Genomic DNA, 19,937 nt, shown 5'->3' on the forward strand with positions numbered 1-19,937 from the left:
GCGCGTCGTGCAGACGGCCATCCGTCAGGCCGTCCACGGATAGATTGGAAATGGACGACGTATCCGGCGTTTGTCCGGTTTGTATCGGTTTGTACCGGGCTCCGTCGGCAGCCGGTTGCATCACGCGCGTCGCGCCGGCCGTCACGATGGTTCGCTGTCGGCGATCCGGTCGCCGAGCGCGCCGAGGTCCGCGTCGCCGGGGGCGGCGATCAGCGCATACGCGACTCCCGAGCGCCGCCACGTCACGACGTCCATGTTGCCGACCTGCTGGCGGTCGGGCACGGTGTCCGGCCGCTCGTCCTTCATCACGCATAGCGCGACGGGCGCGCCTTGGTCGGGCAGATAGACGATCTGCACCAGCGGTTTGCGATTGAAATTCAGGCGCTGGATGCGTTTGAACGTCAGCCCGGCCGAGCGCAGGTCCGGAATCCGTATCCCCAGTCCGTCGTCCCGGCGAATCGTGTCGATCGTCTGCGCGGCGGCCGCGAAGTTCGCCGAATCGAATGCAACGGTGTCGCGCGTATAGAGCCGCTGATAATTGACGGCCGCCATGATCCACGGCGACATCCGCGCCCGCGCGACCACCGATGCGGGTGGCGGCGCGAAGCGCAGTACGGCGGCGCTGCAGAACGCGCCCGCGACGAATGCGACCGCGAGCCACGGCGCCATCATGCGAACGCGCGAGCGAACCGGCGTGGACGGCCGCCCACGTACGCCGGGCTGCGCTGGACCCGAGATTTGCCGATGATCGCCGCCGACGACCGGCCGCGTCGACGGCGGCGCATGCGCGTGCGCGATGTCGGCGACCGTCCGGATCAGACTCTGCGGCACCGGCAGCCATGGGTGACGCTGAAACGCGCGCTGATAGGGCAACACCGATGCTTCGAGCAAGGCCACCCGCGTCGCGATCTCGACCGACGTTCGGATCGCCCGGTCGACTTCCGCGCGCTGGTGCGACGTGAGCGCTCCGTCCACGTATGCCATGAGCAGGACGTCGTCCATTTTCAAGCCCCCTGATCCTCACTGTTCGCCGCGCTTTTCACGGGTCGTTCGTGTCGATCGGCGAACAGCGCACCGATCGCCTGGCGAGCACGCGACAGCCGGCTCATGATCGTACCGATGGGCACGTCGAGCACGTCGGCCGCTTCGCTATAACTGAGTCCTTCCACGCTCACCAGCAACATCACCGCGCGCTGCGCTTCGGGCAGTTGCTGCACGGCCCTGACGATCTGCGCATCCAGCGCCTGCTGCTCCAGTGTCGGCGCGGCGGGATCGGAGATGGTTTCGAGCAGGTCGTCGTCCCAGTCCATGCCCGAGCGCCGGCGCACGCTGCGCGCGCGAAGCTCGTTGAGCCAGGTCGACTGCACGATCGAGAACATCCAGCTGAGCGGTGCCGTTCCGGGCCGCAACTGATGCGCGCGTTCGAGTGCACGCACGCACGCGCACTGCACGAGATCCTCCGCGTCGTGCCGATCGCCGGAGAGGCGCAGCGCGAACGTCCACAGGCGCGGAAGCATCGCGGGCAGCATGGCGGACAGTTCGGCCGCGGTCATCGACGTCGATCTCCGCAACGTGCAAGCCGGCCGACGCGGACGAACGGCCGTATCTGATGTGTATCCATGGGTTTAGGCGAAATTGAACGGGCAACACCCCTACAGCCCACGTAAACAGCTGGACGGCGCAGATATTCCATCCGCGCTCGCGTGTCGCCCGACAGGCCGGATCACGGGGCGCCGGCCGTGCGTCGGCGGCGTGGCGCGCGATGCGCGTCAGATCACCGTGACGACCACGTCGACGTTGCCGCGCGTCGCCTTCGAATACGGGCACGTCTGGTGCGCGGCATCGACCAGCGCCTGCGCGACGTCCGCGTCGACGCCCGGCACGCTGACGTTCAGCCGGGCCTGCAGGAAGTACGCGCCGTCGGCCATGGCCAGATCGATTTCCGCATCGACGTGCGTATCGCGCGGCAGCGCAACCTTCAGCCGTTGCGCGGCCAGCCCCATCGCACCGATGAAGCATGCCGACCAGCCCGCCGCCAGCAGTTGCTCCGGATTCGTACCGGGCGCGGCCGAGCCGGGCCCGGCAAGCTTCACGTCGAGGCGGCCGTCGGCACTGCGGGCCGCGCCGTCGCGCCCGCCGGTGGTGCGAGTCTTGCCGGTGTACAGGACTTTGGTTTGCTGGCTCATGATCGGTACCGTGCTGGATGGGGGTGAATGAACGGAGAACGTATTGCGTCGCCGGGATGCATTAGAGCGCGCCCACGTATCGGTCATGTGTCCCGACGCCGGGCTATTGCAACGTCATGTATCCATTCGCGACGCGTACACATTGAGAAACACATCCGCCGCTCCGGGCAAAGCCATTGCCGAAACGAAGCGGGAATAACGCTTCGCCCTGCGGTGTTCTGTTGAGGCAGACAACCCTTCGGGAGTGAAACGGTGCAGAACCCGCAGCAGGAAATCGACGATCGTCCGGCGCCCGCGCACACGCGCGTGCGGGCACTCGGCAGCACGGAACATCTGTTCTGGTTGCTGGACCAGAATCGGCCGACGCATTTCGCGATGGTCGCGGAGATCGACCGGCGCTTTGCGCCCAGCGCATGGCACGCTGCCTTTCAGGCGCTGCAGCGCAGACATCCGCTGCTGTCCACCTGTATCGCCACCGACGCGCAGCACAATTCGGCGTTCCATTCGGTACCCGGCGCCGTGGTGCCGTTGCGCGTGATCGAGCACCACGCGACGTCGTGGCAAACCGAAACGGCCCGCGAAATCGCGACGCGCTTCGACTGGGCGACCGCGCCGCTGGTGCGCGCGACACTGTTGCAGCGCGAATCGACGTCGACGCTGATCCTGGTCGCGCATCACTCCGTACTCGACGGCATGGGCGCCGCGTATCTGATCGACGAACTGCTGCGCACGCTGACGGGCAAGCCCGCGGCGCCGCTGCCGCTCGTGCAGTCGCTCGAGACGCTGCTCGCGGCCGACCTGAACGACGCGGCCACCCTGCCCGCGCCCGTTCCGGCGTCGGAGCCGAAGCCGTTCCGTGCGAATACGACGGCGCTGCCGCACATCGACGCCGTCGCGCTTTCAGCCGAAGCCACGCGTCGCCTCGCCGCGCGCGCCCGGCAAGCGTGCACGACCGTGCATGGCGCGATTGCCGCAGCCGTTCATGAAGCGGGCCGGCGCCTGTCGAGCGACTGGGCCGCGCGCGCGTTGAGGACCGTCACGCCGATCGACGTACGCGCTTTCGCCAGCGAAGCCGGTGTCGCCAACGGCGTGTACATCACGCAGACCGTCACGATCGACGATTACCCGCGCGGGGTCGACTTGTGGGCAGCGGCCCGCAAGATCAAGCAGGACCTCGCGCCGTCGCAAACGCGCGCGAGCGTCGCGGCGGAGCTGAAGGCGCTGGATACCGCGATGGCGGCGCGACCGAGCGTCGAACACGCGGCCGGCTTCCTGTCGAACGTGCTGGCCTTCGACGTCCTGCTGTCGAATCTCGGCAATCAACCCATCGCCGCCACGTACGACGGCGTATCGCTCGACGCGCTGTGGGGTCCGTTCGTGACATCCGGATTCGCCGACGATCAGGTCATCGGTGCCTGCACGATCGACGGCGTCCTGCGGCTCGCGCATACGAGCCATCGCGCCATCCCGGGACTGCTCGGCGAAGTCCGCACGATTCTCGAGCACGCCGCCGGCTGAACGGCGGCCCGGCGCCGCGCCGGTTGCGCCGATTTCAGAACGCCGCGAGCGACACTCGCTTGCGGTGCTCGACGACCGACAGCAGCAGCGCCGCCAGCCCGCATGCGGCGATGAGCGTCAGCAGCATCGTCCTGCCCAGGGTGACCAGCACCAGGCTGCCGAGCGCCGGGAATCCGAACGCGCCGACGAAGTACGATGCGACGAACCACGTGAGCACCGCGTGCCGATGCCGCGCATCGGCGCTGTTGACGGCCTGCGCCTGGACGATCGGATAGATGAGGCCGTAGCCCGTGCCGAGCAGCACGGCGCTGGCCGAATGAAGGAGCGCATGGTGCGGCACGGCGAACGTCACCGCGACGCTCAGGATCATGAAGCCGAGCAGGATCTGCGTGGTCGCGTCGACGCGCATCCGGATCACGAGCGCGCCGAGCAGCCAGCGGATGACGACCACCGTGGCCGAATACAGCCCGAAGAACGTTCCGGCCTTCACGCCGGTTTCCTGCGCCATCGACATCTGGAACGTCATCAGCCCCGAGAAGACGCTCGAGCCGAGCGCGATGATGGCGATCGGATAGATCGCGTGCGTGCGGGCGATCGCCGCCATCTCGCAGCTCCATCGTGGCCGCACCGGCCGCGCGGCGGGCAGCGACGCCGGCGACAGCCGGCCGAAGCATTCCAGCATGACGGCGGCCATCGCGCACAATCCGCCGACGGTGCAGAACACCGTCCCCGTCGTCCAGTGCCAGTTGCGTATCGCGAGCGACGCGACGGCCGGGCCGCCGCCGACGCCCGCCATCTGAAACGACCCGAACCGCAGGAACCAGCGCTCGCGTTCGGTATCCGCGGTGCGCTCGGCTAGCATCATCGGCGCCGCGAGGTAGAACGCGCCCCAGCCGACGCCGACCAGCAGTCCGGGCACGACGCTCAGTGAGCCGGTGCGGTCGATCAGCGCAAACCCGACGACGCCCGCGCCGACGACGAGTGCGGCCAGCGCAGCGGTACGGGCTGTGCCGATCGAATGGGCCAGCCATGCGACCAGCGGCAGGCCGATCAACGCGCCGACCATCGCTTCGACCAGCGCGACGCCGGTATCGACGTCGCCTCCGCCCGCCGAACGAAAATGCATCGACAACAGGAACGTCGCGCCGTATCCGCATGCCGTCAACAGCGCGCCCAGCAGCACGAACGATGCGCCGCGCGCGGACATCGTGTGGGGATCGGCCATCGTGCCTCCTGTCGTCTCGAAATTCCGGCCGGCCTGCCGGTCCTTCAGTTGACCGCGCCATCCAGCGGAATGCCGCGCCCGATTTCCCGATTGGACGCCCGCCATGTATCCGGCGTATGTCGCTCGCGTATCGAAATGTATCGGAGGAAATGAACGGCCCGCGGCGATGCGTTCATGCAGGCGCGAGCGGCAGTATCACCGTCGCCTCGAGGCCGCCGGTGCTGCGATTGTTCAGTCGCAGGTCCCCCTGCATCGCCCGCGTGAGCCGGCGGGCGATCGCGAGCCCCAGCCCCGATCCCGGCGCGCGCGCCGCCGTCTGCGGCGCGCGGTACCAGGGCTTGAACACCGCCTCGAGCTCCGTCGGCACGATACCCGGCCCCGAATCCAGCACGGTCAGCATCACGTGCCGCGCGTCGACGCATACACACAGGCGGACGTCGCCCCCGTAACGCAACGCATTGTCGATCAGGTTGACAAGCACGCGGCGCAGCGCGTGCGGGAACGTCACGAGAGGATGCCCGACCCGTCCGTCGAGATCGACGGTGAGGCCCGCGTCGCGATAGCTGTCGACCAGCACACCGAGCATCTCGTCCGCGTCGACACGGCGCGGCGGCTCCGGCACGCTGCATTGAAGCCGGGCGCACGCCAGGCTCGCGTCGACCAGTTCGCTCATCTCGGCAAGATCGCGCTCGATCGCATCGCGCAGCGCACCGTCATCCAGCATCTCGCTGCGCAGCATCATTCGCGTGAGCGGCGTGCGCAGGTCGTGCGCATAGGCGGCCAGCACGTGCAGCAATTCCGTCATGCGTTCCGCATGCTGGCGGTGCGCGCCGTTGATCGCGCGTGCGAGCGTCGAGATCGATGGCGCGCCGCGTTCGGCCCACGTATCGGGGAGCGCCTCGATACCTTGCTTGTCGATGGCATCGGCAAGCTCGCGCACGGTCGCATCCAGCCTGAGCATCCGCAGCCACGACCACAGCACGGCCGCGACCAGCGCGAACAGGATCGCCACGACGGCGGCGATCAGCAGACCCTCGCTTGCCACCGGGCGCAATGCGTTCGCGAACGTCGCGCGTGCGTCGTATATGCCGGCCGCGACCAGTGGCACGCCGGCGACGAGCAGGAGGCGCACCGACCACACGACGAGTTCGCGCGGATGCGGGAACACTGCGCGGGCAACGCCACGCAGGCTGCGCGTGGCCCGCGATTCAAACACAGTCGCTGACGATAAGGTAGGAATGTGCGCCATCTTCGTTCTCCTGTCGCCGTCGCGGCGGACGGTACAGGACAGATGAAAACACGCGCACGGGGGCGTGCACCATCAAACGAGCGGCCATTCACCCCCTACGAAGGTTTAGGTTGCCGCCGCGGCAACCTAAACCGCCAGACGGTCAGCCGCGCCGGAGCGCGCGGGCGAGCCACCCTTCGAGTTCCCGCGCGTCGATCGGTTTTTCGAGGAGACACAGCGCGGCGCTCGCGCGCACGCGCTCGCGCTGGCGGACGGTGGCGAACGCCGTGACGAATATGGTCGGAATGCGCGCGCCGGCGGCTTCGATCCGCGACAGCACGTCGATGCCGTCCATCCCGGGCATCTGGATGTCGCAGATCAGGCAGCGCGTGCGCGCCACCCGGTCGGACACGAGGAATGCCGGCGCCGACGCGAACTCGCACGCGTCGCCGCCCAGCGCGCGCACGAAGCTTCTCACGGCGGCGCGCACGAACGGATCGTCGTCGACAATCGCTACGAGATCGGTGACTGAGAGTGAAAGAGACATCCGCGCTTATGGCCTGGGGAACGAGCACGCTCGCCCCATACTGCTACACAAGTCGCCAGCATACCGTCACGCCGCCGAACCGCCACCATATCTACGTATGGGTCGGCTTGCTCCCGACGGCGCCATCGCTACCGCGACGGCAATTCGATGCCGAGCGCGGTCATCTTGCGCACCAGTTCCGCGACGGAACGACACTTCATCTTTCGCATCGCCTGGCCGCGATGGATCTTGGCCGTGATCTCGGCGATGCCCATGTTGCCGGCGACCTGCTTGTTCATCAGGCCCGTCGCGACGTGTTGCAGCACCTCCCGCTCCCGCGGCGTCAGCGATTCCCAGCATTCGCGCAGATCGAGCAGCGACTGGCTGGCCTCCAGCCGCTGCGCGTCGCGGTCGAGCGCCGCGACGACCGCATCGATCATTTCCTGGTCATGAAACGGCTTCGTCAGGAAATCCATCGCGCCTGCCTTCATCGCCTTCACCGTCATCGCGATGTCGCCATGCCCGGTCATGAAGATGATCGGCATCTGCGGGCCGCCATTCTCGACCAGCGACTTCTGGAACGCGATCCCGCTCTGCCCGCGCAATCGCACGTCGAGCACGAGGCAAGACGGCCCCGTCCCCTTCGGCGCCGCGAGAAACGCTTCGGTCGACGCAAACGCGCATACCGCCAGATCGATCGAGCGCAACAGGCTGACGAGCGCGGCACGCACGAATTCGTCGTCGTCGACGACGTAGACGACACGGCCGCTCCGATCGTCGGATGAAGTCGCCACGTTCGGCATTCTGATCTCGGGCATTGAAATATTCGCTGGTGAATTTGCTGGGATGGCCGCGTGGCGGCGCGAAGGCATCTCGATGCACGCGGTGCGGCCGTCGCTCGAAGCGGGATGCCCCGTTCGCATGGTGCGGCCGGGCACGTTGCCGCGACGCATGCGGACGATGCCCCAACGATCGCCCACTCTGCCGGCATCAATGAAAACACGCGAACGCGCCAATTATTCCAGTCGCAATTCACCGATGCAACTGCGTGCGCATCGCGCTCGGCAGTTCATCGGCTTGCGCGGCCTCGTCACAGCGCATGACCGCCGGTCGTGCGTCGGCGTCCGCGCGGAAACGACGCTGCATATCGACCGCGCCGACCGCGTCCGTCGGTTGCCGCTACGCGCCGACGCACCCATGGGTATCCGAATGTATCGGGCTTCGGGGCGGATACATGACATTGCAAAACGCTGCACGCCGGACACATGCGCGATACCTCCCGGAGGCTCAATACACACACGGCGGAACCTGATACGAACACGACGCCGCGGGCCCATGCAGGCTCCCGACGCCATCAGGTGACGCGAATACGTTCCGATCCATCCTTCTTCAGGAGCCCCGCATGAACACTTCGAAAATCACGCTCGCATTCGCCGCGCTCACGCTGACTGCATCGGCCTACGCGGCGTCCCCGGCCGACACGGTCGCCGGACATTCCGACGTGCAGGCCGCCACCCAGTCGGCGCCGCTCGCACCGATGGCGAAGACCCGCTCGGAAGTCCGCCAGGAGCTCGTGGCGGCGCGACAGAACGGCGAGCTCGACGCGCTGAGGAAACTCTATTCCGGGCATTGAACGGCAGCCCTCGTGTCGGGCCCGGCACGGGCGGGACACCGCCGGCGTCCTCGCCAGCGCCCGGGCCGTCACTGCATTTCGCCCCAGGTAGGGGGCACGCCCGTCAGCCCATGAAGCCAACCGAATTTTCAGCGATGCTTCCCGACATGCTGCCGCGTCTGCGGTCGTTCGCGCTGCGTCTGAGCGGGAATCGACACGACGCCGACGAGCTCGTGCAGCGCGCATGCGTTCGCGCGCTCGAGCGGGTTCATCAACTGCGGTCCGATACGGCGCCGGTCAGTTGGGTCTTCTCGATCGTCCATTCGATCTGGCTCAACGAGTTGCGGCGACGCAATCGGCGCGACCGCCTGCTGCTCGAGTGCAGCGACGCACTGCTGGAAACGGTCGCCGATCCGCGCGCAGCGTCGGAGACCGCCGTGGCCGTCCGCCAGATCGTCGACGCCGTCGAACGGTTGCCCGAACCGCAGCGCATCGCGTTGCTGCTCGTCAGCGTCGACGGGCTGAGCTACAGGGAAGCCGCGTACACACTCGACATCCCGATCGGCACCGTCATGAGCCGGATATCGCGTGCGCGCAAGGCAATCCGCATCGCGCTCGGCGGCGGCGCAGCGCGCACGTCGCGGGACAACTTCACGGGTTCGGCGGCCGGCGGCTGATGCACGTTGCCGCGGGCAAGTCGATCGCCGCGGGTCCGCCTCGCTCGCGGCGCGTCGCGGCCATGCACGAACGGCGACGGAATAAACGCCGTGCGTGGCGTGTTCAGTGTAGGCAATCGCATCCGCCGCGGGGGTTGCGACCAGGCACCTACTACTCGACACGAAATATGTCAGCACTTTCCAGAATGCTACTCGTCTATGACGGAACCGACGAGGCACAGGCCGCGCTCGCGCGATGTGCGGCGCTGTCGCACGCGCTGTCCGCGGCGGTCGACGTCGTCACCGTCGTGGATCCCGTGACCGCGAACGCGCAGACGGCCGGACTGCTCACCGGTCTCGCCCACCATCGCCTCGAGGAATTCGCGCGCGACGCACTTCAACGCGCGATCGTCAAACTCGCGGACGACGGCATCGACGCGCGCGGCTTCGTGCGATTCGGACGCGCGGCCGACGCCGTCGCCGCCCACGCGCTGACCACCCGTCCGGACATGATCGTCGTCGGCCATCGCGCGAGCAGCGGGTTCGCGCGCTGGTGGCGCGAGCGCCCGGTTCACTTCGATCTCGCCGAGCGCCTTCGCGGCGCGGCGCTGATCGTCGTGACGGTGCCGTCCGCGTAGGGCCGCCGCTCGCGCCGCGCGCATCACGCGTCCGACTCGGTCGCGTCGGGCACCGATACGCCGGCGCATGACTGAATGGTTGCCGCGAGAATCATGCGTTGCCGGTTGGCGGGCAGGCAAACGTCGCTCGAGCGCGGACGGAACACGCGATCGCCGCGCGCGATCGCGCTTCCCGTCAACGCGCAGACCGCCGGCTCGCGTGCGCGGCTGCGGCACCAGATCTGCTCGGTATACCGTCCCGAACGCGAGTCGCTCCATGAAACGGTGATCATGGACGACGACAGGCACTCGATCACCTCGATCGCGTCAAGCGGGGCTTCACGTGCGCGCGTGTCGTCGTCGTCGCACCGGCGCCGGCCGAAGCGGCGCGACTTGTATCGCGTGCGCTGCGCTTGCCGGCAAACATCGCGTTGCTCCAGCGAAGGATCGAGGACATTGATCAACGTGCGAATCATGATGTCCGCTTCAGGCAGGGTCGCCATCATCGTTTCTCCCATCCGGTCGTGTCGGTCGTATCGGTCGTGTGAAAGCGGACGCACGCAAGCGGCCACGGCGGTGCGTCCGGCCGTCGCTCAGGCGCCGCCTTCCGAGCGCAGCGTGATCCGGCTGTTCACCGCCGTGACGCCGCGTACCTTCCGCGCCGCCTCGACCGCCAGATGATCGAGGTCTTCGCTTTCGACCTGGCCCGTCAGCGTCACGCGTCCGGTCGACGCGTTGCCGAACACGACGATCGGCTTCCCTTCAAGCCCCTTCGTATGGGACAGTGCCTTCTGCACCGACCGCGAGAACGTGCGATTGGCCGCACGGACCGCCTTCTTCGACGTGCCGGCCGCCGGCGTCGTCGTGAGCGCGGCATCCGCGCCGGCCGTATCGGGTCGTTCGTCCGCGAACGCGCGCAAGTTCATGCCGGCGATCAGGGCGACGGCGAGGCCGCCGGTGACGACGATGTGTCGGAGTTTCATGATGGGTTCCTTGGATGTCTGGTATCGGATCGACAAGCACGTGTGTTCCGGCGACCTGCGTCGTCACGATGCGCACGCATCACGTCCGCGCCGCGTCGCGATTCCGACTCGCTGACGGGTCGGTCGAGCCGTCGTCAACGTGAATCGTGTACCGGTGAAGCGAGCATAAGGTGACGCGTCGGCGTGCTCCATAGCATCTGCAGCTAGCCGCCTGACGCGTCGGCATGAGTCGCCGCATACGTTCGTATAGGCAGCCGGTCCGTTTCCCCCTGCCCCTTCCCCCGACGTGCACCGGTCGCGCACCGATTCACGCCCCGACACATCGCGCCCGTGCCCGCTCACATCGAAGAAACCGGCAGTGTCACCGTGGCCCGCGTGCCGCCGTGCTCGCGCGGCGCAAGTTCCAGCTGCCCGTTGTGCGCTTCAACGATGGACTTGCAGATGGACAGCCCCATGCCCATTCCGTGCGGCTTGGTGGTGAACAGCGGTTCGAACAGGCGCGCGGCCACCTGCGGATCGAAGCCGTCGCCGTTGTCGTCGATCCGGATTCGCACGAGGTTCCGCTCCAATTCGCATGTCAGCACGATGACACGCTTTCCTTCAGGTGTACCAATCATCGATTCCGCGCCGTTCATCAGCAGGCTGATGATGGCCTGCTGCAGCGGCACGCGTTCGCCGCGCATCGGTATCGCCGACGCACATCCGTCGACGCGCAGGTTCACCTTCATCGCGTCCAGCGTGCTTTCGAGTATCTCCGCCGCCTCGCGCAGCGCATCGGCGAGGTCGAACACGGCGAACACGGGCGCCGTGCGCCGTGCCCTGGCGCGCAGCGCACCGATGATGGTCCGCGCCCGCACCGTGCACGCACAGATGTGCGCAAGCATCTCGCGGGCGGCTTCGATGTTCGGCGCGCCGCGGTCGAGCCATTTCAGCCCGGCACGCGCGGACGTGTCGATCGCCGTGACGGGCTGGGCGACCTCGTGCACGATCGACGCCGCAAGCTCTCCGTACGCGGTCAGCCGACTGGTGCGGTCCATTTCGGACTGGGTTTCGCGCATCGCGGCTTCGACGCTGCCCACGCGTGCGCGCTGCGCGTCCAGCTCGTCGCGCAGCCGAAGATTCTCCAGCACGCATCCGGCATGCGGCGCAATGATCTCGACCAGTGCGGCCTTCGCCGGCGTAAACATGCCCGGCAGGTCGCCATGCTCGAGATACAGCGCACCGATCAGTTCACCATTGCACCGTATCGGCACGCAGATCACCGAGCGCGGCTTGCGGCGGCGCACATAGTCGTCCGTTCGCCAATGGTCGGCGGCGCACGCATCGCGCAGCACCAGGCCGTTGCGCAGGTGCACGGCGGCGGCAATGATCGGCACGGGCAGCCGGTCGACCGACCGCCGCTCGGTGTGCGGTCCGTTCGCGGCCGTCGCGACGGCGGCTGCCTCCCAGCCGCCGTCGCGCAGCACCGCGATCACGCCCCACGTTGCCCCCGCCCCCCGCAGCGCCGACTCGAGCAGTGTCGCGACGCGCGTCGCGGGCGAAGCCTCGTGCGCCATTGCGCGCGAGACGTCGTGCAACACGTGCACGTCGATCGACAGCAGCGATCGAGGCATGAGTTCGTCGAAGGCCGGGCCCGCTTCGGCGCCGCCCGGATCGACGCGCGATTTCCATGGCGTCCGCGCAGCGAGCGCGCCGCAGACATCGTCGAGTTCGTTGTTCATGGGTCTATCTCCTGCTTGCCGGCATCGGCCTCCGGCAACCTGAAATCAACATTTCATGTAGTGAGTACTCCACAAACGAATGGTAGCAGCAGTTTCTCAAAATAAAAATGTGAAGATAGCGCTCACGCCTCCTCCATGCGTGCCGATACGTCGGACACGACTCCCACAACCCATTGAATCAATTACCTATTTATGATTTGTTGCGAACCCGTCGAGAGTTCCGTAGAATCCCGAATTCATGTAGCGTTCCCTGTACGAAAGTTCGAGGAATGCCGCTGTTCCAGGTTTCTTTCAGGCGGCAGGACGAGGTTGCCGGCCGCCATAGGAGCGGTATGACTCAAGCAACAAAAGCCAAGACGGTGCGCGGAACCGGTGTCCGGGAGGCAGCGGCACAGGAAACCCGCGACAAGATCCTGCGCGCGGCGACCAAGGTCTTCGCGCGCTACGGCTACGAAGGCGGCAGCGTGGAGCGGATCTCCAGGCTGGCGAAATCCTATGACCGGATGATCTATTACTACTACGGGAGCAAGGAGGGCCTGTTCGTCGCGGTGCTGGAAGGCATCTATCGGCGCATGGACGAGGCGGAGCTCAAGATGGCGCCGGATCCGTCGAATCCCGTGGAAGCGCTCAAGACCGTGATTCGCTTCAAGCTGGACTACTATTGGCGCAATCCCGATTTCATCACGCTGCTCAACACCGAGAACCTGCACCAGGGCAAGCATTTGGCCAGGCTCGAACGCCGGGGCGAATATTCGTCGCATGCGGTGCAGATCGTGGCCAGGATTCTCGAAAACGGCGCCGAACAAGGATTGTTCCGCACGGAACTGAACGCGCGCGACGTTTTCCTGCTGATCATTTCGGCAGCGTATTTTTATACGTCGAACCGCCACACGTTGTCCGCGTTCCTCGGCGAGGAACTGAATGCGCCGGAGGCCGTGCGCCGATGGGAAGCGTTCGTCATCGACAGCGTGCTGCGGGTCGTTCGCAAGGATCCGCCGATCGGCGATTGAGCGTGTGCCGGCGCCGATGTCGCCCCGCGTGACCATGACGATGCAGACACCTTGAAATGAACTACGTTCGCGCCACTACCCTCGACGAAGCGCTCGGTACGCTCGCGGCGCAGCCGCGGCCGCGCATCGTGTGCGGGGCCACCGACGCATTTGCCGATATCGGGCTCGTGCCGGCGCGCTCGGCATGGCTGGATATCAGCCGCGTCGACGCGCTGCGCGGCATCGAGCTGAACGACGGCGTCGCCCGTATCGGTGCGGCCGCCACGTGGGACGCCATCGCGCGCACGGCATGGCTGCCCGCGGCGCTCACGGACGCAGCCGCGTCGATCGGCCCCCGGCAGATTCGCGTGCAGGGCACGATCGGCGGGAACGTGTGCCATGCGTCCGCCGTCGCGGACGGCATCCCCGCGCTGCTGGCGCTCGATGCGAGCGTCGAACTGGCCAGCGTGCGCGGCATGCGCCGCTTGCCGTTGGCCGAATTCCTGCTGGGCAACCGCCGGACCGCGCTGGACGCCGACGAATTGCTGGTGGCGCTGCGGTTTGCGCAACCCCGCGCGCACGCGCGTACGTCGTTCATCAAGTGCACGAATCGCGACGGCGCGGCGATCGCCGTGGTGTCGGCCGCCGCGCAGTTGCGCGTGTGCGCCGCGGGGACGATCGAGGCGGCCGCCGTTGCCGTCGGCGGCGCCTCCGACGTTGCGCGCCGGATGCAGGTGCTCGAAAATGCACTGACGGGCCGGCGGCGCGACGAACTGGCCGACGTGCTTGCAACGTCGCCGCTGGACGAGCTGTCCCCGGCCGACGACTGCCGGGCGACCGCCCTGCATCGCCTTCATCTCGCGCGGCTGGCCATCTCGCGCGCTTTCACATGCTGCATCGAGGAGAACGCACGTGGCGCATCCGCAGCCTGACCCGCTTGCCGACGTTCGCGAAACGATCGCGGGCGGCGGCCCGGCGATTTCGCCGGAACCGGACTGGTTCGACCTCAACGGCACGCGGCGCCCCCTGCCGGCGGACCGCTCGCAGCGCCTCGTCGACCATCTGCGTGCGGACCTGCGCCAGTTCGGCACCAAGGAAGGCTGCCGCCAGGGCGATTGCGGCAGTTGCACGGTGATCGTCGACGGCGACGCACGCTATGCATGCCTGATCCCGGTCGGGCAGATCGCGGGGCGCCGTGTCGTCACCGTCGAAGGTCTTGCCGACGGCACGCGATGCGGCAGCCGCCTGCAGCAGGCGTTTCTCGCCCATCAGGCGGTGCAATGCGGTTTCTGCACGCCCGGCATGCTCACCGCGGCGGCGGCGGCCATCGACGCCGGCGAAGTCAGCGACCGCGCCGGTGCGCGGGCCGCGATCGACGGCGTGCTGTGTCGCTGCACCGGCTATCAGAAGATCGTCGACGCGGTGACCGAAGTCGGATGCGGCGCCGCCGCACGGTGCCGCACGCCCGCGCCGTCCGAAGGGCCGTCCGTCGGCGTCCCGCTCACGCGTCTCGACGGCCCCGAAAAAGTCGACGGCAGCCAGCGATTCGGCGCCGACGACTACCCGGCCGACAGCCTGTTCGTGCGCGCGGTGCGCTGCCCGCATCACCGCGCACGTTTCGCGTTCGGCGACCTCGCCGCATTCGTCGACGCGCATCCGGGCGTGCATCGCGTCCTCACCCACGCCGACGTGCCGGGCATGAATCTGCACGGCGTCGCGACGCCGTACGCGGACCAGCCGGTCCTTCCGGATACCGAGACACGCCACCATCTCGAGGCGGTCGCGCTGGTGGTCGGCGAGCGCGCCGCGCTCGCGGCGCTCGACCTCGACCGCTTTCCGGTGCGGTGGGCGCCGCTGACGCCGGTTCTCGCGATCGCCGACGCCGTGCTGGACGACAGTCCGCAGCTGCACGCCGATCGCCCCGGCAACGTGCTGATCGAGGGCGTGGTGCGCCGCGGCGACCCGGAGCGCGCGATACGGGATGCCCGTCACGTCGTCAGCGCAACGTTCCAGTCCAGTTTCGTCGAGCATGCGTACCTCGAGCCGGAAGCCGGCTGGGCGCGACGCGTGGGCAACGTGATCGAAATCCATTCGTCGACGCAGGCGCCGCATCCGCATCGCGCCGACCTCGCGCGCATTCTCGGCGTGGCGCCGGAACAGGTGCGCGTCGTGGCGACCGCGGTCGGCGGCGGCTTCGGCGGCAAGCTCGACATGACGGTCCAGCCGCTGCTCGCGATCGCGGCCTGGCATCTCGACCGGCCCGTCGCGATGGCGTTCTCGCGCGAGGAATCGATGGCCACGTCGACCAAGCGCCATCCCGGCCGCATGACGTCCAGCATCGCCGCCGATGCCGATGGGCGGCTGCGCGCGGTGACGTTCGAAGGCGACTACAACACCGGCGCGTTCGCGTCCTGGGGGACGGCCGTCGCGAATCGCGTACCGGTGCATGCAGGCGGCCCGTACGTGATCCCGCACTACTCGGCCCGCACGCGCGCGATTCATACGCACGTGACGCCGGCCGGCGCTTTCCGCGGCTTCGGCGTACCGCAGACGACGATGTCGCAGGAACAGCTGATCGACGAGCTGGCGTTCGCGGCGGGCATCGATCCGCTCGAGTTCCGTGCGCTGAATGCGTTGCGCCCCGGCGATACGCTGCCGACCGGGCAAGTGCTCGACGACAGCGTCGGCCTCGTCGCATGCCTCGATGCGCTGCGTCCGGCGTGGCGCGACGCGCATGCGCGGATCGCGACGCTGAATGCGGCGGCGCCCGGCCACATTCGTCATGGCATCGGCGTCGCGGCGTTCTTTTACGGCTGCGGCAACACCGCATTGCCGAATCCGTCGACGGTCCGCTTCGGCATCCGCCGCGACGGTACGATCGTCCTGCACCAGGGTGCGGTGGATGCCGGCCAGGGCGCGAACACGGTCATTCCGCAAATCGCGGCCGACGCGCTGGGCGTACCGGTCGACCGGCTGCGATTCGTCGGCCCGGATACCGCGCTGTCGCCGGATTGCGGCCGCACGTCGGCGTCGCGGCAGACCTTCATCACCGGTCGCGCGGCCTTCCTTGCCGGCACGGCGCTGCGCCACCGGTTGCTCGCGTTCGCCGGCGCGGCGTCCGATGCGCGGATTTCGTCCGATGCGCGCGGCATCGCCGTCGACGGCCATCCGCTGGATCTGCGGACGCTGCCCGTCGATGCGCACGGCTACGTGATCGCGGCCGAGGAGCGCTTCGATCCGCCGACCACGTCGCTCGACGCGTCGGGGCAAGGCACGCCTTATGCAACCTACGCGTTCGGCGCGCAGATGGCGGAGGTCGCGGTGGACTGCGAAAGCGGGCGCGTGCGCGTACTCAAGGTCGTGGCCGCGCACGACGTCGGCAGGATGGTCAATCCGACGCTGCTCGAAGGACAGGTCGAAGGCGCGGTCGCGCAAGGCATCGGCATGGCGCTGATGGAGAAGTACCACCCCGGCCGATACAACAATCTGCACGACTACGTGATTCCGACCGTGCACGACATGCCCGACGTGCAGTCGATCTTCGTCGAGGCGCCGACGGCCGTCGGCCCGTACGGCGCGAAAGGCATCGGCGAGCCGGCGCTCGTGCCGACGGCCGCGGCCATCCTGAACGCGATCCATCACGCGACCGGCGTACGCATCCGCGAAGCGCCGGCCACGCCGGACGTCGTGCGGCGCGCACTCGCGACCGGCAAACGGCCTTCCGCGCTTCGATAACGCCATCCCCTACTTCACGAACAACAACAATGACGACAACGAGAGATGCCGACGAAGCCGCGCTGCGAATCGTGCCGCGCGCGTCGTGGTACGCCGAACTCGATTCCGCCGGCAAGCGCGCGTTCAAGGCGGCGTTCGCCGGCTGGGCGACCGATGCGTTCGACTTCATGGTGTTCAGCTTCGTGCTGGCTTCGCTGATCGACCTGTGGGGCCTCGATCGCGGCAAGGCCGGCCTGTTGAGCACCGTGACGCTGATTTTCTCGTCCGTGGGCGGCTGGATCGCGGGCATCCTCGCGGATCGATACGGACGGGTCAAGGTATTGCAGGGGACGATCCTGTGGTTCTCCGTCTGCACGCTGGCAATCGGTTTCGCGCAGAACTTCGAGCAGATCTTCGTGCTGCGCGCGCTGCAAGGGCTCGGCTTCGGCGGCGAATGGGCCGTCGGCGCCGTGCTGATCGGCGAGATCGTCGCACCCGCCCATCGCGGCAAAGCGGTCGGCCTCGTGCAGAGCGGCTGGGCCATCGGCTGGGGCGGCGCGGCGATTCTCTACAGCATCGCATTTTCGGTCCTTCCCGAGTCGCTGGCCTGGCGCAGCCTGTTCTGGGTGGGTATCGTGCCCGCCCTGCTCGTCCTGTACGTACGCAAGCACGTGCCCGAACCGGAAGTGTTCGTGCAGGCGGACGCCGCCCGCAAACAAGGCGCAGGCCAGCCGTCGGTGTGGGCGATCTTCTCGCGCGCGCACGCACGGCGCACGGTGCTGGCCGCGCTGCTCTGCACCGGCATCCAGGGCGGCTTCTATGCGATGTCGACGTGGCTGCCGGCCTTTCTCAAGATCGAGCGACACCTGTCGGTGCTCGATACGGGCGCCTATCTGTTCGTGATCATCGTCGGGTCGTTTTGCGGCTATGTCGTCGGCGCGTATCTTTCCGACTGGTGGGGACGCCGACGCAACTTCATGCTGTTCTCCGCGCTCTCCCTCGTGTCGGTGTGCGCGTACCTGACCGTCCCGCTGTCGAATGCACAGATGCTGTGGCTCGGCTTTCCGCTCGGCTTTTCGTCATGCGGCATCTTCAGCGGCGTCGGCGCGTACCTGACGGAACTGTATCCGTCGACTTTCCGCGCCAATGCGCAAAGCTTCACCTACAACTTCGGACGCGGCATCGGCGCGCTGTTCCCGAGTCTCGTCGGGATGCTGAGCCATTCGCTCGGCCTCGCGCTGGCCATCGCGATCTTTTCCGGCGCAGCCTATGGCGTGGTGCTGCTCGCCGTCCTGCTGCTGCCGGAGACGAAGGCGACGTCGCTTTGAATGCCGGACGCGGCTGCGGCCGCTAGCCGCGAACAGCCGCCGCGCGGTCGACTTCCGGTATGCTGATCCGCGCAAAATCCCGGGAATCAAGGTAACCACTGCGATGGACATCGCGATCCGCATCGAAGGCCGTCACGACCTGACGGGGCAAATCTTCCGGCAACTGCGCACGGCGATCGTCGACGGGCGGCTCGAAGGCGGCGCGCGGCTGCCGTCGACGCGCGACCTCGCGAAACAGCTCGGCGTGTCGCGCAAGACGACGCTCGACGCGTTCGAGCGCCTCGTCGCCGAGGGCTACCTGACGACGCGCGCGGGCGACGGCACGTTCGTCGCCCGCGGCCTCGCGCGCGTGCCGCATGCCGCGGCGACGTCGGCGCCGTCGATCGTCGACGAGATGCCGCGCATCGACGCGGTCGATGCACGCGCGCTGTGGAACGACCTGCCCGACGCGCTCGCGATGCCCGCGCCGCAGGACGCGCCCGGCTTCGACTTTCGCGGCGGCGTGACCGACAAGACGCTGTTCCCGTTCGACGCCTGGCGGCGCTGCCTGCATCACGCGCTGCGCCAGCAGGCGCGCGGCCCCGGCCAGTACCACGACCCGGCCGGCGATCCGCAGTTGCGCGGCGCGATCGCGCGCTACGTCGGATTCAGCCGCGCGGTCGCCTGCAGCTGGGACGACGTGCTCGTCACGCAAGGCGCGCAACAGGCGCTCGACCTGCTCGCGCGCGTCGTCGTGCGGCCGGGCGACGTCGTCGCGGTCGAGGATCCCGGCTATCCGCCCGCGCGCGCCGCGTTCGCGTCGCTCGGCGCGACGGTGATCGGCGTGCCGGTCGACGCGCAGGGCCTCGTCGCGGAACGGCTGCCCGACGACGCACGGCTCGTCTACGTGACGCCGTCGCATCAGTTCCCGCTCGGCATGCCGATGACGCTCGATCGCCGCGTCGCGCTGCTCGAATGGGCGCAGCGCCGCCGCGCGGTGATCATCGAGGACGACTACGACGGCGAATTCCGCTTCGAAGGTCGGCCGCTCGAATCGCTGAAGAGCCTCGACCGCACGGGCCTCGTCGCGTACGTCGGCACGTTCTCGAAGACCATCTTTCCCGAGCTGCGGATCGGCTACGCGATTCCGCCGCGCGCGCTGCGCGGCGCGCTGGCCAAGGCGAAGCAGATCGTCGACTGGCACACGTGCACGCTGACGCAGGCGGCGCTCGCGCGCTTCATGCTCGAAGGCGATTTCGCGCGGCACCTGAAGCGCGTGCAGAAGCACTACGACGCGCGTCGCAAGATGCTGATCGCGCACCTGCGCGGCGAACTCGCGCCGTGGTTCGACGCGATCGTGCCGACCGCCGGCATCCATCTCGCCGCGCACCTGAAACCGGGGCTCGACGAAGCGGCGCTGGTCCGCGCGGCACGCGCGCAGGACATCGGCCTGTACGGGATCTCGGCGTTTCACGTGGGCGGGCCGGTGCGCCCGGGGCTGCTGTTCGGCTATGGCGGGATCGACGCGCTGCGCATCGACACGGCGCTCGCGAAGCTGGCCGGCTTGCTCGATGCCGGCATCGCGGGCGGCCCGCCACTGGTTACCTGAATTTCCGTGGAATTGGCTATTCAAGCAGGCCAGTACGGCGCTTAAA

General features: G+C 67.9%; 19 protein-coding genes. 9 read left to right on the forward strand and 10 right to left on the reverse strand.

The window, feature by feature from the left end; translation table 11 throughout:
* Window positions 1–141: 141 nt before the first annotated feature.
* From J8I35_RS10490 to J8I35_RS10500, 3 genes are all read right to left on the reverse strand, one after another.
* Window positions 142–984 carry an anti-sigma factor gene (locus tag J8I35_RS10490; protein WP_245170191.1) on the reverse strand — a complete coding sequence of 281 codons (843 nt, stop codon included), beginning with the start codon at window positions 982–984 and terminating at the stop codon, window positions 142–144.
* A 20-nt stretch (window positions 985–1,004) separates the two neighbouring features.
* On the reverse strand, window positions 1,005–1,553 hold the full coding sequence (locus tag J8I35_RS10495; RefSeq protein ID WP_050010948.1) for an RNA polymerase sigma factor: 549 nt from the start codon (window positions 1,551–1,553) through the stop codon (window positions 1,005–1,007).
* A gap of 216 nt (window positions 1,554–1,769) precedes the next feature.
* Window positions 1,770–2,186 (reverse strand): organic hydroperoxide resistance protein, encoded by a 417-nt coding sequence (locus J8I35_RS10500; RefSeq protein ID WP_124554201.1) that lies wholly within the window; start codon window positions 2,184–2,186, stop codon window positions 1,770–1,772.
* 252 nt (window positions 2,187–2,438) lie between these two features.
* On the opposite strand from J8I35_RS10500, the gene J8I35_RS10505 reads away from it, so the two are divergent.
* Window positions 2,439–3,704, forward strand: coding sequence for a condensation domain-containing protein (locus J8I35_RS10505; protein WP_348522255.1), 1,266 nt, complete (start codon window positions 2,439–2,441; stop codon window positions 3,702–3,704).
* Window positions 3,705–3,738: 34 nt separating this feature from the next.
* Here J8I35_RS10505 and J8I35_RS10510 read toward each other — a convergent pair whose 3' ends face one another.
* The 4 genes from J8I35_RS10510 to J8I35_RS10525 form a co-directional block, all read right to left on the reverse strand.
* On the reverse strand, window positions 3,739–4,929 hold the full coding sequence (locus J8I35_RS10510; protein WP_209925288.1) for an MFS transporter: 1,191 nt from the start codon (window positions 4,927–4,929) through the stop codon (window positions 3,739–3,741).
* A 172-nt stretch (window positions 4,930–5,101) separates the two neighbouring features.
* Complete coding sequence (locus J8I35_RS10515) at window positions 5,102–6,178, reverse strand: HAMP domain-containing sensor histidine kinase (protein ID WP_209925289.1); 1,077 nt, start codon at window positions 6,176–6,178, stop codon at window positions 5,102–5,104.
* 142 nt (window positions 6,179–6,320) lie between these two features.
* Window positions 6,321–6,704: a response regulator gene (locus J8I35_RS10520; protein WP_050010944.1), complete on the reverse strand. Its 384-nt coding sequence runs from the start codon at window positions 6,702–6,704 to the stop codon at window positions 6,321–6,323.
* A 128-nt stretch (window positions 6,705–6,832) separates the two neighbouring features.
* A complete protein-coding gene (locus J8I35_RS10525) occupies window positions 6,833–7,501 on the reverse strand; it encodes a response regulator (protein ID WP_050010943.1) in 669 nt (222 codons plus the stop codon).
* 584 nt (window positions 7,502–8,085) lie between these two features.
* On the opposite strand from J8I35_RS10525, the gene J8I35_RS10530 reads away from it, so the two are divergent.
* The 3 genes from J8I35_RS10530 to J8I35_RS10540 all read left to right on the forward strand — a co-directional run bounded on the left by J8I35_RS10530 (window position 8,086) and on the right by J8I35_RS10540 (window position 9,589).
* On the forward strand, window positions 8,086–8,316 hold the full coding sequence (locus tag J8I35_RS10530) for a DUF4148 domain-containing protein (protein WP_209925290.1): 231 nt from the start codon (window positions 8,086–8,088) through the stop codon (window positions 8,314–8,316).
* 110 nt (window positions 8,317–8,426) lie between these two features.
* A complete protein-coding gene (locus J8I35_RS10535) occupies window positions 8,427–8,972 on the forward strand; it encodes a sigma-70 family RNA polymerase sigma factor (RefSeq protein WP_209925291.1) in 546 nt (181 codons plus the stop codon).
* 185 nt (window positions 8,973–9,157) lie between these two features.
* Entirely contained in the window at window positions 9,158–9,589 is a 432-nt protein-coding gene (locus J8I35_RS10540) for a universal stress protein (RefSeq protein WP_050010940.1), read from the forward strand.
* Window positions 9,590–9,612: 23 nt separating this feature from the next.
* On the opposite strand, the gene J8I35_RS10545 is transcribed toward J8I35_RS10540, so the two are convergent.
* The 3 genes from J8I35_RS10545 to J8I35_RS10555 form a co-directional block, all read right to left on the reverse strand.
* Window positions 9,613–10,074 (reverse strand): DUF3331 domain-containing protein, encoded by a 462-nt coding sequence (locus J8I35_RS10545; protein WP_245170192.1) that lies wholly within the window; start codon window positions 10,072–10,074, stop codon window positions 9,613–9,615.
* Between the two features lie 87 nt (window positions 10,075–10,161).
* Window positions 10,162–10,551, reverse strand: a complete 390-nt coding sequence (locus tag J8I35_RS10550; RefSeq protein WP_050010938.1) for a BON domain-containing protein — start codon at window positions 10,549–10,551, stop codon at window positions 10,162–10,164.
* 338 nt (window positions 10,552–10,889) lie between these two features.
* Entirely contained in the window at window positions 10,890–12,272 is a 1,383-nt protein-coding gene (locus J8I35_RS10555) for an ATP-binding protein (RefSeq protein WP_209925292.1), read from the reverse strand.
* Window positions 12,273–12,604: 332 nt separating this feature from the next.
* Between J8I35_RS10555 and J8I35_RS10560 the strand changes: the two genes are divergently transcribed.
* The 5 genes from J8I35_RS10560 (at window position 12,605) to J8I35_RS10580 (ending at window position 19,891) form a co-directional block, all read left to right on the forward strand.
* On the forward strand, window positions 12,605–13,282 hold the full coding sequence (locus tag J8I35_RS10560; protein WP_050010936.1) for a TetR family transcriptional regulator: 678 nt from the start codon (window positions 12,605–12,607) through the stop codon (window positions 13,280–13,282).
* 56 nt (window positions 13,283–13,338) lie between these two features.
* The gene (locus tag J8I35_RS10565; RefSeq protein WP_209925293.1) at window positions 13,339–14,193 is read left to right on the forward strand and encodes an FAD binding domain-containing protein; all 855 of its coding nucleotides are present in this window, start codon (window positions 13,339–13,341) and stop codon (window positions 14,191–14,193) included.
* Window positions 14,174–16,996, forward strand: coding sequence for a molybdopterin cofactor-binding domain-containing protein (locus J8I35_RS10570; protein ID WP_209925294.1), 2,823 nt, complete (start codon window positions 14,174–14,176; stop codon window positions 16,994–16,996). Before J8I35_RS10565 ends, J8I35_RS10570 begins: the two co-directional genes overlap by 20 nt.
* 29 nt (window positions 16,997–17,025) lie before the next feature.
* Window positions 17,026–18,303, forward strand: coding sequence for an MFS transporter (locus J8I35_RS10575; protein WP_050010933.1), 1,278 nt, complete (start codon window positions 17,026–17,028; stop codon window positions 18,301–18,303).
* A 103-nt stretch (window positions 18,304–18,406) separates the two neighbouring features.
* The gene (locus J8I35_RS10580; RefSeq protein ID WP_209925295.1) at window positions 18,407–19,891 is read left to right on the forward strand and encodes a PLP-dependent aminotransferase family protein; all 1,485 of its coding nucleotides are present in this window, start codon (window positions 18,407–18,409) and stop codon (window positions 19,889–19,891) included.
* Window positions 19,892–19,937 lie beyond the last annotated feature (46 nt).

The organism is Burkholderia sp. CpTa8-5 (assembly GCF_017815045.1).
Taxonomy (GTDB): Bacteria; Pseudomonadota; Gammaproteobacteria; order Burkholderiales; family Burkholderiaceae; genus Burkholderia; species Burkholderia sola.